General features: G+C 68.5%; 13 protein-coding genes and 1 pseudogene. 5 read left to right on the top strand and 9 right to left on the bottom strand.

Annotation, left to right across the window (positions count from 1 at the left end; translation table 11 throughout):
- Positions 1–4: 4 nt before the first annotated feature.
- Positions 5–520 carry a winged helix-turn-helix transcriptional regulator gene (locus HDA45_RS37135; RefSeq protein WP_184903403.1) on the bottom strand — a complete coding sequence of 172 codons (516 nt, stop codon included), beginning with the start codon at positions 518–520 and terminating at the stop codon, positions 5–7.
- Between the two features lie 60 nt (positions 521–580).
- Positions 581–1,537: pseudogene (locus HDA45_RS37130) on the bottom strand (tetratricopeptide repeat protein); the annotation flags it as partial.
- Positions 1,538–2,042: 505 nt separating this feature from the next.
- On the opposite strand from HDA45_RS37130, the gene HDA45_RS37125 reads away from it, so the two are divergent.
- Together HDA45_RS37125 and HDA45_RS37120 are read left to right on the top strand one after the other, a co-directional pair.
- Positions 2,043–2,456 carry an SsgA family sporulation/cell division regulator gene (locus HDA45_RS37125; protein ID WP_184903401.1) on the top strand — a complete coding sequence of 138 codons (414 nt, stop codon included), beginning with the start codon at positions 2,043–2,045 and terminating at the stop codon, positions 2,454–2,456.
- Entirely contained in the window at positions 2,456–2,986 is a 531-nt protein-coding gene (locus tag HDA45_RS37120) for a P-loop nucleotide/nucleoside kinase family protein (protein ID WP_184903399.1), read from the top strand. Before HDA45_RS37125 ends, HDA45_RS37120 begins: the two co-directional genes overlap by 1 nt.
- A gap of 17 nt (positions 2,987–3,003) precedes the next feature.
- On the opposite strand, the gene fgd is transcribed toward HDA45_RS37120, so the two are convergent.
- From fgd to HDA45_RS37100, 4 genes are all read right to left on the bottom strand, one after another.
- Positions 3,004–4,008, bottom strand: a complete 1,005-nt coding sequence (gene fgd, locus HDA45_RS37115) for a glucose-6-phosphate dehydrogenase (coenzyme-F420) (protein ID WP_184903397.1) — start codon at positions 4,006–4,008, stop codon at positions 3,004–3,006.
- A 347-nt stretch (positions 4,009–4,355) separates the two neighbouring features.
- Positions 4,356–4,832, bottom strand: a complete 477-nt coding sequence (locus HDA45_RS37110; protein ID WP_221471341.1) for a DIP1984 family protein — start codon at positions 4,830–4,832, stop codon at positions 4,356–4,358.
- A gap of 43 nt (positions 4,833–4,875) precedes the next feature.
- Positions 4,876–5,403, bottom strand: coding sequence for a hypothetical protein (locus HDA45_RS37105; RefSeq protein ID WP_184903395.1), 528 nt, complete (start codon positions 5,401–5,403; stop codon positions 4,876–4,878).
- Between the two features lie 22 nt (positions 5,404–5,425).
- The gene (locus HDA45_RS37100; protein ID WP_184903393.1) at positions 5,426–6,619 is read right to left on the bottom strand and encodes a zinc-dependent alcohol dehydrogenase; all 1,194 of its coding nucleotides are present in this window, start codon (positions 6,617–6,619) and stop codon (positions 5,426–5,428) included.
- A 91-nt stretch (positions 6,620–6,710) separates the two neighbouring features.
- Between HDA45_RS37100 and HDA45_RS37095 the strand changes: the two genes are divergently transcribed.
- Positions 6,711–7,070: a VOC family protein gene (locus tag HDA45_RS37095; protein ID WP_184903391.1), complete on the top strand. Its 360-nt coding sequence runs from the start codon at positions 6,711–6,713 to the stop codon at positions 7,068–7,070.
- Between the two features lie 14 nt (positions 7,071–7,084).
- Here HDA45_RS37095 and HDA45_RS37090 read toward each other — a convergent pair whose 3' ends face one another.
- The gene (locus HDA45_RS37090; RefSeq protein WP_184903389.1) at positions 7,085–7,285 is read right to left on the bottom strand and encodes a hypothetical protein; all 201 of its coding nucleotides are present in this window, start codon (positions 7,283–7,285) and stop codon (positions 7,085–7,087) included.
- Positions 7,286–7,326: 41 nt separating this feature from the next.
- Between HDA45_RS37090 and HDA45_RS37085 the strand changes: the two genes are divergently transcribed.
- On the top strand, positions 7,327–7,914 hold the full coding sequence (locus HDA45_RS37085) for a GNAT family N-acetyltransferase (protein ID WP_378317219.1): 588 nt from the start codon (positions 7,327–7,329) through the stop codon (positions 7,912–7,914).
- Here the strand turns inward: HDA45_RS37085 and HDA45_RS37080 are convergent.
- Complete coding sequence (locus HDA45_RS37080) at positions 7,839–8,774, bottom strand: EamA family transporter (protein WP_184903387.1); 936 nt, start codon at positions 8,772–8,774, stop codon at positions 7,839–7,841. The two genes, HDA45_RS37085 and HDA45_RS37080, sit on opposite strands and share 76 nt — an antisense overlap.
- Positions 8,775–9,228: 454 nt before the next feature.
- Between HDA45_RS37080 and HDA45_RS37075 the strand changes: the two genes are divergently transcribed.
- The gene (locus HDA45_RS37075; protein WP_343072231.1) at positions 9,229–11,511 is read left to right on the top strand and encodes an ATP-binding protein; all 2,283 of its coding nucleotides are present in this window, start codon (positions 9,229–9,231) and stop codon (positions 11,509–11,511) included.
- 91 nt (positions 11,512–11,602) lie between these two features.
- Here HDA45_RS37075 and HDA45_RS37070 read toward each other — a convergent pair whose 3' ends face one another.
- A complete protein-coding gene (locus HDA45_RS37070) occupies positions 11,603–12,823 on the bottom strand; it encodes a cytochrome P450 (protein WP_184903382.1) in 1,221 nt (406 codons plus the stop codon).
- Positions 12,824–12,901: the final 78 nt, after the last annotated feature.

Raw genomic sequence — 12,901 nt, 5'->3', positions numbered from 1 at the left:
AGACTTACGTTGTCAAACCCTCCTGCGCGGCGAAGCGGCGCACCACGTCAGGGCGGTTCGCGAGCTTCGGCGGATAGCCGGATCCGAGCCGCGCCCGCGTGTTCTCGGCGGTGAGCGGCCCTGAACAGTGCGCGCAGACGACCTCGGCGTGCGTGTCTTGCCCGCAGGTGTCGTGGTGGAGGGTGATCGGCGGCCCGGCCTCCTCGGCGAGCCAGCGGTCGCCCCAGCGCGACATCGCGGCGAGCACGCCGTAGAAATCGGCACCCTTCTCGGTCAGCACGTAGTCGTAACGGACCGGGTCGGCCTGGTAGGCCCGCTTTTCCAGCAGCCCCTCGCCGACCAGGCGGCGCAGCCTGTCGGCCAGGGTGTTCCGCGCGATGCCGAGTTCCTGCTGGAACTCGTCGAACCGGCGGATCCCGTAGAAGGCCTCCCGCAGGACCAGCGGCGTCCACCAGTCGCCGAGCAGGTCCATGGTGCGCGCGATCGAGCACGGCCACTGCGCGAACGAAGTCCGTTTCATACCCGCGAGCCTACGCCCGGTGAAATTGATCCGGTCATTCCTCCACCTATTCTCCGGCGCTCAGGCGCTGGCGCGAAATGTTGCGATCCGGTCAAGGAGATCCCGCGCATTAATATCGCCGACCCGCTTCCGCACGCATTCCGACAGCGGCCGCAAACGATCCCGCGTACGCGCGGAACGGATTCCGTCGGCGATCTCCATCGCGGACAGGCCGACCTCGGCCGCGCGATCGAGGTCGCCTTCCAGGACGTGGTCGACGGCGAGCCAGATCATCGTCAGCGACCGGCTGCGCACCATGTCCGGGCCATAGCCCTCGATGGCCTCGGTGAGCGCGGGGATGGCGTCCCGGCTGTGGCGGACGTCGACGAGCCTGGCGAGTTCGGTGCGCACCGTGCCGATCATCGCGGCCATGTCGGTGGCCGTGAAGAAGGCCGACCACGACGGGACCTCGTCGCCGACGGAACTGGCGAATTGTTCCGGCGCAAGGGAAAGTTTGAACAAAGCCTGGCGGACGTCACCGAGCAGCGCGTAGGCCCAGGCTTCGTTCGCCGAAAGGATCGCCTGCGACAACGGGCTTCCCGCCCGGAGCGCGGCGAGCTGCCCGAGGCCGAAATGCTCGAGCGCCTCCGCCGGAGAGCGATGATGCAGGTACATCCGGCCGAGCCGATAGCGGATGTTGGCGGTGAGATCGTCGTTGCCCGCCTCGGCGGCGAGCTCGAGCGCTCGGCGGAAGTGCTGCTCCGCCCTGACGGGGCGGCCGGAGTCGAATTCCGTCCAGCCCTTCAGGTTGTGCAGATCCGCGACCACACCCGCCAGCCGCCGGGCCACCGTGTCGGACATCATCCCCCGGCGCAGGGCCGCGCCGTATGGCTCCAGCACCCGCAGCAGTTCCCGGCAGGATCCGCCGCCCTCGCGGTAGTCGCGCGCCCGGAGTGCGGCGATGACGCCCTCCAGCCGGTCGATGTCGGCCTGCCCGACACGCAGCGGGAGCCGGTCAATCACGGCGGCGCCCCTGGACGCGCGGCACCGCCGGGTCGGTACCGGACCGGGACGAGGTCGGCACGCGCCGCGGAACCGTTTGCCGCCGCGGCCCGTAAACCGCGTCGCACCGCGCGGAGTCTTCTCTTGGAATGGCGATGGTGATTCGCACGCCCATTGTCGGTCCCCTCCCGATCCGCAACGATCCAGCTCGCCGAGGTCCAGGACGGAGTCACGCCGGTCTCCTGGAAATACTTGAACGACGCAAGATGATGTTAACCGCGAGGAAAAACGATTCAATCCGCCGAATGGTTGGCTATTTTCATTCACCGGAATATGCACGTGCGGAATCTCTTTCTTTTGCACGACTGATCACATTTCCCGCTTGCTCACCGCACGTGCACGGTCGGGACCGTCCGTGAGCGGCTGAGACACAGCTCTCAGCCGAACGTGTGAAAGTTGTCGACTCGGGTCACGAAAAGGCTTCACATTGCGTTATCAATAGCTGAAGATCAACAGCAACCGAACGTAAGGGGCTGAAGCGTTGGACAAGGAAAACGACCTCATCCGGGGGACGATCGTCTTCGGCCTGCGCACTTTCGGTGCGGACCCGCTTCCCGTCAACGCCGATCTCGAGTACGACCCCGAAGACCCCTACGCCGTCGTGGTGGCTTACCACTCGGGCGGCGGCACGGTCCGCTGGATGTTCGGCCGAGACCTGCTGGCGGATGGCCTCCTCACTCCATCGGGTGAGGGCGACGTGATCATCAGCCCGGCCGACGACACCTCGATCGTGATCTTCGCCCTCAGCGCGCCTGACGGCTGCGCGGTCCTCGAAGCCCCGGCGCAAGAACTGGCCGACTTCCTCGACCGCACCTACGACGTGGTGCCCGCCGGCTCGGAGCCGGAGTGGTTCGACTTCGATCAGGAGATCGGCAAGCTCGTCACCGAGTCCTGATGGCCGGGGCTCCCTGCCTTGTCGTCCTCGGTGGCCTGCCCGCGACCGGGAAGTCCACCGTGGCGGCGGAACTGGCCTGCCGGACCGGCTTCACCTACCTCCGGATCGACAGCATCGAGCAGGCCGTCATCCGGTCGACAGCGCTGCGGCAGCCGCTGGGGCCTGTCGGCTACATCGTCGGCTACGACCTCGCGGCCGACCAGCTGCGGCACGGCGTCAGCGTGATCGCCGACTGCGTGAACCCGCTCGGCATCACCCGCGAGGCGTGGCGGACCGTCGCGGTCCGGCACGGCGCGCGGGTGCTCGAGGTCGAAGTGGTGTGCTCGAGCCCGGAAGAACACCGCCGCCGGGCCGAGACCCGCACCGTCGACGTCGTCGGACTCGAACCGCCCGGCTGGCAGTCGATCCTCGACCACGAATACGAGCCGTGGACCCGCGACCGCGTCGTCGTCGACACCGCGCGACAGAGCGCCGCGGAGAGTGCGGAGACGCTGTACGCGATGGTGTGCGGACCGCAACCAGAGGACTGATCGCGGTCCGGCACCGGTCAGCCGAGTTCGCGGAGTCCGGGGACGACCTGCTCGGAGAACGAGCGCAGGAAACGCTCCTGGTCGTGGCCGGGACCGTGGAAGACGAGGTGGTTGAAGCCCGCCTCGACGTACGGCTTGATCTGCTCGACGGCGTCGGCCGGGTCGGAAGTGACGATCCAGCGCTTCGCGACCTGCTCGATCGGCAGCGCGTCCGCGGCCTTCTCCATCTCGGCCGGGTCCTCGATACCCGCCTTCTGCTCCGGCGTCAGCGAGAGCGGCGCCCAGAACCGGGTGTTCTCCAGCGCCTGCGCGGGATCCGGGTCGTAGGACAGCTTGATCTCGATCATCTTGTCGATGTCGCCGGTGCTCCGGCCCACCTGCTCCGCGCCTTCCGCGACCGCGGGCAGCAGCTTCCCGGTGTAGAGGTCCATCCCCTTGCCGCTGGTGCAGATGAAGCCGTCGCCCTGTTTGCCGACGTACTTCGCCATCACCGGGCCACCCGCCGCGATGTAGATCGGCACGCCGCCCTCGGGACGGTCGTACACCGTGGCGTCGGTGGTCTGGAAGTACTCGCCCTCGAACGTGACGCGCTCTTCGGACCACAGCTTGCGCATCAGCTCGATCGCCTCGCGCAGCCGCGCGAACCGCTCCTTGAACGCGGGCCACTCGATACGGGCGACCGCGACCTCGTTGAGCGCCTCACCGCTGCCGACGCCGAGCAGCACCCGGCCGGGGTAGAGACTGCCGAGCGTGCCGAACGCCTGTGCCACCACGGCCGGGTTGTAGCGGAAGGTCGCCGTCAGCACGCTGGTGCCGAGAACCACCCGCTCGGTGCGCTCGCCGACCGCCGCCATCCACGCGAACGAGAACGGCGCGTGCCCGCCCTGATGCCGCCAGGGCTGGAAATGGTCGCTGACCATCACGCTGTCCAGCCCGACCTGCTCGGCGAGCACGGAGTACTCGACGAGGTCGCGCGGGCCGAACTGCTCGGCCGACGCCTTGTAACCGATCTTCAGTGCCATCCGGGGTCACCACCTGGGCTCTTGGGTTGTTCCGCTTTTCACCTTGGCACAGAGTGGATCAGGTCCGCCCATGGATCGGCTTCGCCGCTGTGTCGGGAACGCCACTCGGCCAAGGGGAATGCGTGACCGCCGAACGTGGAAAGGCCCCGTGCCCACCCTCGCCTTCCGGGACCGGCACGTGGTGATGAACTGTGCCGTTTGCGCCGTCACCTGTGCGTCGTGCTGGGCTGAGTTGTGATCGAGGGAGTCGAACCCCCACGCTGCCCGCCACGTACCAGGAGGGAGCCGGAATACCGCCGGCTCTCGGCTTGTGCCCGCTTCCCGGAGGGCTACCTGCTTTCCACGTTTCAGTCCAGGAGGTCGGTCTCCCAGTTGGTGCGCTGGATCTCGACGTCGACCGCCCGGATCTCCCCGGCGACCCTGTCCGCGCGGGACCGCAGTTCCGCCACCGGGAGTGCGGAGAGATACCGGAGTTCCGAACGGAGCTGACGACCGTAGCCGCCTTGACCGCGCCCGGCCGCGGCGTCGGCGGCCGCGGTGAGGACACCGTGCCTGAGCCGGAGGACGTCGCGGTGCGCGATCGCGTCGGTGACCGTGCCTTCCCCGAGCGGGGTGGCGGCGTTGGTCCGGTTGATCCGCTGCATGAGCGATTCCAGTTCGCCCAGCGTCGTCTCGGCGTCGACGAGGAGCGCGGACGCGTTTTCCGCGGGCTCCTCGCCTTCCTGATGCCGCGCGTTGTCGACGATCCGGGAGCGCAGCGCCTCCACCTTCTTCGTCGCGTCGGCGCGCAAGGCGAGCGCTTCGGCCAGTTTGATCCGGGACATGCCGGGAAGTATCACCAAGATCGACGACCGCCGCATCCCGTTTTCAGCCCGCCAGGGAATGCCTCCGGTAAGACGGGTCGGGCTCGGTGTACTCGAGCCCGTTCTCGTCCATCGCGTTGAAGACGGTGAACCTGCCGCGCGGGAACACGAAGCCGACCGCGACCATGCCGCCCGCCATGTCCCGTCCCACCCATTCGAGCAGCTCGACGTCCTGGAGCACCTGACCCTCCAAAGCGGACAGTTCGGGATAGACGTCCTGGCGCCACAGGAGCGGGCTGGGTTCCTCCGGATCGCCCCAGTCCCATCCGGACCTGCCGTACGGGTCGATCGTGTTCCAGGTCAGGGAAAGCTCGTCGAACTTCCAGTGCGTGATCTCCAGCCGTTCGTCACCGAAGTCCACCACGACCGGCGCGTCCTGGAGCCACTCCGCGTACTCGACGAACCAGGTCAGGTGGACGCGCTGGAGCGGCTTGCCCACCAGGGCGCGCAACCGGTCCCCGTGCGCTCTCCGGATCCCTTGGAGTCCTGAGAGCCACACGGGTTCATAACCTTCGATGTCGAAGAAAGCCACCCGGCGAGTATGCCCTGGTACCTCAAGCCGCCGACGGCTCCAGAAGGATCTTGACCGCGCCGTCCTGCTTCTTCTGGAAGATCTCGTAGGCGTGCGGCGCTTCCGACAGCGGCAGCTTGTGCGTCGCGAAACCCTCGACGCCGAGCGGATCGGCGTCGTCGGCGATCAGCGGCATGATGTCGTCGATCCAGCGCCGGACGTTGGCCTGCCCCATCCGCAAGGTGATCTGCTTGTCGAAGAGGTCCATCATCGGCAGCGGGTCGACCATGCCGCCGTAGACGCCGCTCAGCGAGATCGTGCCGCCGCGGCGGACGGCGTCGATGGCCGCGTACACCACGCTGAGCCTGTCGATCGCGGCCTTCTCGGTGATCTTCGCGCCGATGGGGTCGGGCAGCAGGCCGACGAGATTCTGCGCCAGCCGCCCGACCGGGGCGCCGTGCGCCTCCATCCCGACGGCGTCGATCACCGAATCCGCTCCCCTGCCGCCGGTGGCCTCACGGATGAGGTCGCCGATGTACTTGTGCTCGCGCGTGTCGTAGGTGACGACCCCGGCCGCGGCCGCTTTCGCGAGACGTTCCGGGACCAGGTCGATGCCGATCACCTTGCCCGCGCCCCGGTGCTTCGCGATCCGGCAGCAGAACTGCCCGATCGGGCCCAGCCCGAAGACCACGACAGTGCCGCCCTCGGGGATGTTCGCGTAGTCGACGGCCTGCCAGGCGGTGGGCACGACGTCGGACAGGTAGACGAAACGCTCGTCCGGCGGACCTGCCGGCACCTTGATCGGGCCGTAGTGGGCCTGCGGGACGCGCAGGTATTCGGCCTGCCCGCCCGGGACCTGGCCGTAGAGCTTGGTGTAACCGAGCAGCGCCGCGCCCTTGCCGCGGTCGGTGACCTGCGTGGTCTCGCACTGCGACTGCAGGCCGCGATCGCACATGAAGCAGTGGCCGCAGGAGATGTTGAACGGCACCACCACCCGGTCGCCGGGTTTCAGGTTCGTCACACCGGTCCCGATCTCTTCGACGATGCCCATCGGCTCGTGCCCGAGAACGTCGCCTTCGTCGATGAACGCACCGAGGACCTCGTAAAGATGCAGGTCGGAGCCGCAGATGCCGGTCGACGTGATGCGGACGATGGCGTCGGTCGGATCGACGAGTTTCGGATCGGGGACGGTGTCCACCCGGACATCGCGTTTCCCGTGCCAGGTGACGGCCTTCATGCTTGTTCCCTCCGGCGAAGTGGATCTGCTGCCCGACGGATGCCCGTCCGCGCATCCGGCAAACCTCGCCGTTCCGTGCCACCGTGGACGTATGCGAACCCGGATGCTCGCTGTCGCCGTCGACTGCCGTGAGGCCGAAGCACTGGCCGCGTTCTGGAAGGAAGCCCTCGGCTACCCCGAAACCTCCCGGTGGACGGACGGCCACGGGGTGACCTATGTCGAGCTGAAGAGCCCGGGCGTGCCGAGTCTGCTGTTCCAGCCGGTGCCCGAGGAGAAGTCCGGCAAGAACCGGCTGCACCTCGACCTCGCCCCCACCGAACTCGAGCAACGCGAAGAGGTCGCCAGGCTGGTGTCACTCGGCGCCAAGGTCGTCGAAGACCCCGAGTCGGACCACTGGGTGGTCATGGCCGACCCGGAGGGCAACGAGTTCTGCGTGCTGCCGCGGCACTGAAGCGTCGTGCGGGCTCAGGCGGCCACGTCGTCGGACCGTGTCGCGGGCTCGGAGTGCAGCCCCAGCATCTCCAGCAGCATCCGGCAATCCGTCGCGTCGCGGGCGTTCGCGACGACCGCTTCGGTCGCCTTGCGCAACACCACCGCGCGGACGGCCGTCGCCCCGCCGTCGACGAGTTCCTCAACCGGGCGCAGTCCCTCGAACAGGTTCCCCATGACCCACCTCCACCTTCCCTTTCGTTGATACCCGATCCCGGTTGAGATGTCCCCTGTCTTCGTGCGGTCCCGGCGGGGCCTCCCTAGACTGGCGCCACTCGAACGAGCGGACGGAGCGGGAACTGACCACCGAGTTGCACGGGGAGATCGTGATCCTGACCCCGGTCACCGAAGCCCATGTCGCGGATCTGCGGCGGATCCGGGGCGAGGCCGCGGTCAGGGCGCGCTGGGGTTCGGTCGACGACTCCCCCACCTGGCCGTTCGACGATCCGACGACGGCCTGCTTCACCGTCCTGGAGGACGGAGTCGTCCGCGGCTTCGTCCAGTACGGCGAGGAGGAGGACCCGATGTACCGGCACGCGTCGGTCGACCTCTTCCTCGACCCGGCCGCGCACGGACGGGGGCTGGGCACCGACACCGTCCGCGCGATGGCCCGCCATCTCGTGCACGATCGCGGGCATCACCGGCTGGTGATCGATCCCGCCGTGGACAACGAAGCCGCGATCCGCTGCTACAAGGCCGTCGGTTTCCGGGAGGTCGGGGTGATGCGCCGCTACGAACGCGACACCGTGGGCGACGGCTGGCACGACGGGTTGCTGATGGATTTGCTCGCCGAAGACCTCACGTAGCGCGTCAAGGCGACTCCGAGCAGCACCACCGCCATCCCGGCGAGCACCCGCGGGCCGAGTTCCTCGCCGAGCACGATCGCGCCCAGTGCGACCGACACGACAGGCAGCAGATAGCCCACGGTCGCCGCGGAGGTCGCGCCTTCGTCGGCGATGAGCCGGTAGTTGAGGTAGAAGGTGATGCCGGTGCCGAAGATCCCGAGGACGACGACGGCGAGCACGGCGGTCACGTTCAGCGGCCCGGACGGCGCCGCGTCGAACGGCAACGCGAGCGCGCTCAGCCCGGTGGCCGCCAGCAACTGCGCGGCGGAGATCGCGATCGGCCCGCCCTGGCCGACGAGTTTCCGTCCCATGTAAGCGAAAGCGATGGCGTAGCTGATGCCGGCGCCGAGCAGGGCCAGCGTCCCCCAACCGAGCAGGCCGCTCTTCTGCCAGGGCGCGAAGATCAGCACGATGCCGGCGAAACCGAGGACCAGCCCGCCCACCCGGAGCACGGTGATCCGGCGTTCGGTGCCGATCCCGATGCCGATCAGCAACGACCACAGCGGTGTCGTCGCGTTCATCACCCCGGCGATACCGGAATCCACGGTCAGTTCACCGATGCTGAACAACGCGAACGGCAACGCGTTGCAGAAGAAGGCGGCGACGAGGAGCCTGCCCCAGATCCGGCGGTCACGCGGAAGGCGTTGCCCGGCCCAGCGGCTCAGGACGAGAAGGACCGCCGCGCCGAGAGCGCAGCGGATGACGGTGAGCTGAACGGGCGGCAGCCCGGTCAGCGCGAGCTTGATCCACAAGAACCCCGATCCCCACAGCAGGGCGAGAACGCCCATCCGGACCAGGGTTCCTGGCGCGCCGATGCTCACTTCGTTCCTTTCGCCGGGCTGCTCGATACCTCTCCAAGCTGCCTCGGGCGACTCGTCAGGACAAGTGAAAAGATCTACACCGACGTTAAGCGGTCCTACATGTTCCGAAAGGTGACGGTCGTGGCCGCCGGGAAGGACGGCCACGGCCGCTTCCGAGGAGATCAGCACTCGCCCGGTTGTTCGCAAGGCGGAACAGGGCCTGCTCACATTTCGCGGTCGCGCATGATCCACCTCCCTTTCGACTGGCGCACCGGTGGGGAACGGGCGCGTTCTCGCACAGTTTGGGGGCTGTCTTCGCACGTCCGCACACCCGGTGGCCGTGTTGTGACCCATGTAATGGGAAGGTTGTCGCACGCGGAGCCATTCCGCCCAGCGGCGAATCGGCAGATGGCCCTGCCCGCCGTCGCGCCGTTGTGGCACGATCTGCCGCGGAGCAGGGAGAAAGGTGCTTCTGGTGACCGAGAATTCCGGCTCGGCCAGATCCGGGGAAACCGGGAAAGCACGCACGGAACCGAGGCCGGTTTCGGCGGCCGCGCTGGCGTTCGGGCGCGCACTGCGGCAACGGCGGCAGGCCAAAGGACTGGCGCTGCGCGAACTCCAGAAACTCGCCTATGTCGACAAAAGTCTCATCAGCCGGGCCGAACGCGGCCTCACCCCACCGAGTGCGGAATTCGCCGAAGCCTGCGATCGCGCGCTGGAGGCGGGCGGGACGCTGATCGTCCTCGCCGAAGCCGCCCGCGCGGAACCGTATGTCCATCTTCCCGCGCCACCGGGCCATTTCGTCGGCAGGGAAGAACAGTTCGCCCTGCTCGACGAGAAAGTGCTCGGCGGACCGGCCAACGTGGTCTTCGTGGCCGGGCCGCCCGGAGTCGGGAAGACGGCGCTGGTGCTGAAATGGGCGAACCGGCGGCAGGAGGAGTTCGACAGCGTTCTTTGGTCGGATCTGCGCGGCTACGCGGCGGGCTCCCCCGCGCAACCCGCCGACATCCTCGACGACCTCCTCCGGTGCGTGGGTGTCCGCCCCGACCGCGTTCCCGCCGAGGAGCACATGCGACTCGCGCTCCTGCGCGGCCTGCTGCGCGGTCAGCGCACACTCGTCGTACTGGACAACGCCCTCGACTCGCATCAGGTGCGGCCGGTACTGCCCGGCACCCCGGACACCACCGTGCTGATCACCAGCAGGCGACGGCTCTCCGGACTGGTCGTCGGCAGTGGCGCGGTCCAGGTTTCCTTGGAACCACTGGAAGATCTCGAAGCGACGCGGCTCATGGCGGATCTCATCGGCGACGAACGCGCGGCGGGCGATCCCGAAGGCGTCTGCAGGCTCGTCCAGCTGTGCGCGGCGCTGCCGCTGGCGGTGAACATCGCGGCCGAGCGAGTCGCCACGCATCCCCATCAGAGTGTCGGCGACCTCGCCGGCGAACTCGTCGCCGAAGGGCGGCGGCTGGAACTGCTCGCCGTCGACGACGACGCCGTCGGGGTCCGGGCCGCCTTCAGCTGGTCCTACCGTGCGCTCGACGCCGACACCGCCCGCATGTTCCGGCTGCTCGGCCTCCACCCCGGCCCGCGATTCACCTCGGGCGCGGCGGCCGCGCTCTCCGGGCTGCCCGAACACGACGCGCGACGGCTCGTCGACAAACTCGTGCAGGCGTACCTCGTCCAGCAGGTCGGCGCCCGGTACTACCGGTTCCACGACCTGCTCCGCGTCTACGCCGCCGAAGAAGCCGCCACCGAACAATGGCGGGACGAACGGCAGGCGGCGGTTTCCCGGCTGACCCACTGGTACCTCTACGCGGCCAACGCGGCGAGCTGGACGCTGACGCCCGCCCGCGACCACCACATCGACCTCGGTCCGGCGCCCGAAGGCGTCGAGCCGATCCGGTTCGACACCTTCGACGAGGCCTACATCTGGTGCGCGTCGGAGATGCCGAGCATCACCGGTGTCGCGCGGATGGCGCTGGATCACGGGCTGTACGAGATCGGCTGGCGGCTGCCGGTGGAACTGTTCGACTACCACCTGCTCGGCAGGCCGTGGCAGACGTGGATCTCCAGCCATGACGTGGCGATCGAGTCCGCGAAGGCGGGCGGCGACCTCGGCGGGCTGGCGTGGTCGGCGATCAACCTCGCCGAGGCGCACCGGCGTCGCGGCGACCTCGACCGCGCGCACGAGCTGTTCGGACAGGCCGTCGAGATCTCCGAAGAGATCGGCGAGAACCCGAGCCTGGGCTGGGCGCTGGTCGGACTCGGCAACATCGCGCACGAGCGCGAGGAATACGCCGAAGCCGTGCGGCTCGCGGAACAGAGTGTGGAGGTGAACACGCGGATCGGCTATCAGCTCGGCGAAGCGACCGCGCGGGTCCACCTCGGCCGCGCCTACCGCGACCTCGGCGAACGCGATCTGGCCCTCGAACACGGCCTTCGCGCCTTCGATGCCTACGCGAAGGACGCCGACCAGCACGGCATGGGTTTCGCGCTGGTGCCGCTCGCGCGGACCTGCCGCCGGTTCGGCGATCCGGAGCACGCGCTCGAGTACTGCGAGCAGGCACTGACCGCGTACCGGAACTGCGGCGACGTCTGGGGCCAGGCCGACGCGCTCGACGAACGAGGTTGCGCACTGGCCGAGCTGGGTCACCGCGAGGAGGCCATGACAGTGTGGCGCGACGCGCTCCAGCTCGTCATGGATCTCGACGACCGGAAGGCGAGCGTGCTGCGGGGCAGGCTCGAAGGCACGGTCTAGAGAGAGCTGAAGGGAACCTTCACCGCATGCGACGCGGTGAAGGACGCTTTCCCGTCATGCGATGCGGGCATGGTTCCCTTCAGCCACCGGTCTAGAGCTTCACCGGGAGGTTGTGCAGGCCGCGGGTGATCGCGCTCGGCCACCACACGAGCCTGTCTTCCGGCACGGTCAGCGTCATCGACGGCGCGCGGTCGACCAACGTCTCCAAGGCCGCGGACGCCTGCATCCGCGCGAGCGCGGCGCCGATGCAGATATGCGGGCCGACGCCGAAGGCCACGTGCCGCACCGGTCGCTCACCGGGGCGGAAAGCGAGCGGTTCGGGGTGGACTTCGGGGTCGCGATTGGCCGCCAGCAAGGACAACAGGATCGGGTCACCCGCCTCCATCAGCTGCCCGGCGAGCTCCATCGGCTCGGTGACGAAACGCCAGCTGGTGTTCTGCAGCGGGGTGTCGCGGCGCAGGACCTCCTCGATGACGAGCGTCAGATGCGAGCCGTCGGCGCGGGCGCGGGCGGCCTCCTCCGGATGCGTGATGAGGGTCAGCGCGGTGGACGCGATGAGACTGATCGTCGTCTCGTGCCCGGCGATCAGCGACAGGAACGCCGTCGCCGCGACCTCTTCTCCGGTGAGCTTCCCGGCGGCCTCCTGCGCGAGCAGGTCGCTGATCAGATCCGCCCCGGGTTCGACCCGTTTCGCGGCGACCACGCCGGCGAGGAGCCTGTCCAGATCGTCTGTCGCCTCGAGCATCGACGCCATGTCGGTGACGTCACCGGCGGCGACCACCAGCGCGGGCGGACGGACCTCGTCCAGGAGCGTGTCCGGGATGCCGATCAGCTCGCAGATCGAGCGGATTCCCAGCGGGTAGGCGAAATCCTCGACGAGGTCGCCCTCGCCGCGGTCGAGGATCGGGTCGAGCAGTTCGTTCGCCAGCTGATACGTGCGGTCGCGCATGTGCTGCAGCCGCCGGGGGCCGAACGCGCCGGCGCAAGCCTTGCGCAGCCGCGCGTGTTCGTCGCCCTCGACGTTGTTCATATGCCTGATGAGCGTCGGCCGATGGTCGGCTGGCAGGCCGAGGTTGGCCTTGCGCCAGTGGTCCGCGGCCACGGACGGGCATTTGGACAGCCGCGGGTCGGCCATCGCGGAAACGACGTCCGCGTGCCGGGTCAGCAGCCAGGTCCAGGTGTCGCCGGGCAGCGGAAGCCGGAACGCCGGGGCGTTCACCCGAAGCCATTCGTAAGCGGGCGAGGGATCCCTGTCGAAGTCCGGGCCGAACATCACAGGGACCGCGTCGGCATCGTATGCGGCGTCAGGCATACGAGCCACCCTGCCAGCTGGTGGCGGTATCGCGTCGGGCGAACGCAGGCATTGGCCTGTCTCACGCGATCGTCAACG

The organism is Amycolatopsis umgeniensis (genome assembly GCF_014205155.1).
Classification (GTDB): Bacteria; Actinomycetota; Actinomycetes; order Mycobacteriales; family Pseudonocardiaceae; genus Amycolatopsis; species Amycolatopsis umgeniensis.
Note: the sequence above shows the minus strand (reverse complement) of the source record. Positions and strands in the feature narration are given on the sequence as shown.

What these genes read in the sequence shown, in the direction of transcription:
- HDA45_RS37135 (WP_184903403.1), bottom strand. Translation starts at nt 520, where the DNA reads ATGAAACGGACTTCGTTCGCGCAGTGGCCGTGCTCGATCGCGCGCACC.
- HDA45_RS37120 (WP_184903399.1), top strand. Translation starts at nt 2,456, where the DNA reads ATGGCCGGGGCTCCCTGCCTTGTCGTCCTCGGTGGCCTGCCCGCGACC.
- fgd (WP_184903397.1), bottom strand. Translation starts at nt 4,008, where the DNA reads ATGGCACTGAAGATCGGTTACAAGGCGTCGGCCGAGCAGTTCGGCCCG.
- HDA45_RS37110 (WP_221471341.1), bottom strand. Translation starts at nt 4,832, where the DNA reads ATGTCCCGGATCAAACTGGCCGAAGCGCTCGCCTTGCGCGCCGACGCG.
- HDA45_RS37100 (WP_184903393.1), bottom strand. Translation starts at nt 6,619, where the DNA reads ATGAAGGCCGTCACCTGGCACGGGAAACGCGATGTCCGGGTGGACACC.
- HDA45_RS37095 (WP_184903391.1), top strand. Translation starts at nt 6,711, where the DNA reads ATGCGAACCCGGATGCTCGCTGTCGCCGTCGACTGCCGTGAGGCCGAA.
- HDA45_RS37090 (WP_184903389.1), bottom strand. Translation starts at nt 7,285, where the DNA reads ATGGGGAACCTGTTCGAGGGACTGCGCCCGGTTGAGGAACTCGTCGAC.
- HDA45_RS37070 (WP_184903382.1), bottom strand. Translation starts at nt 12,823, where the DNA reads ATGCCTGACGCCGCATACGATGCCGACGCGGTCCCTGTGATGTTCGGC.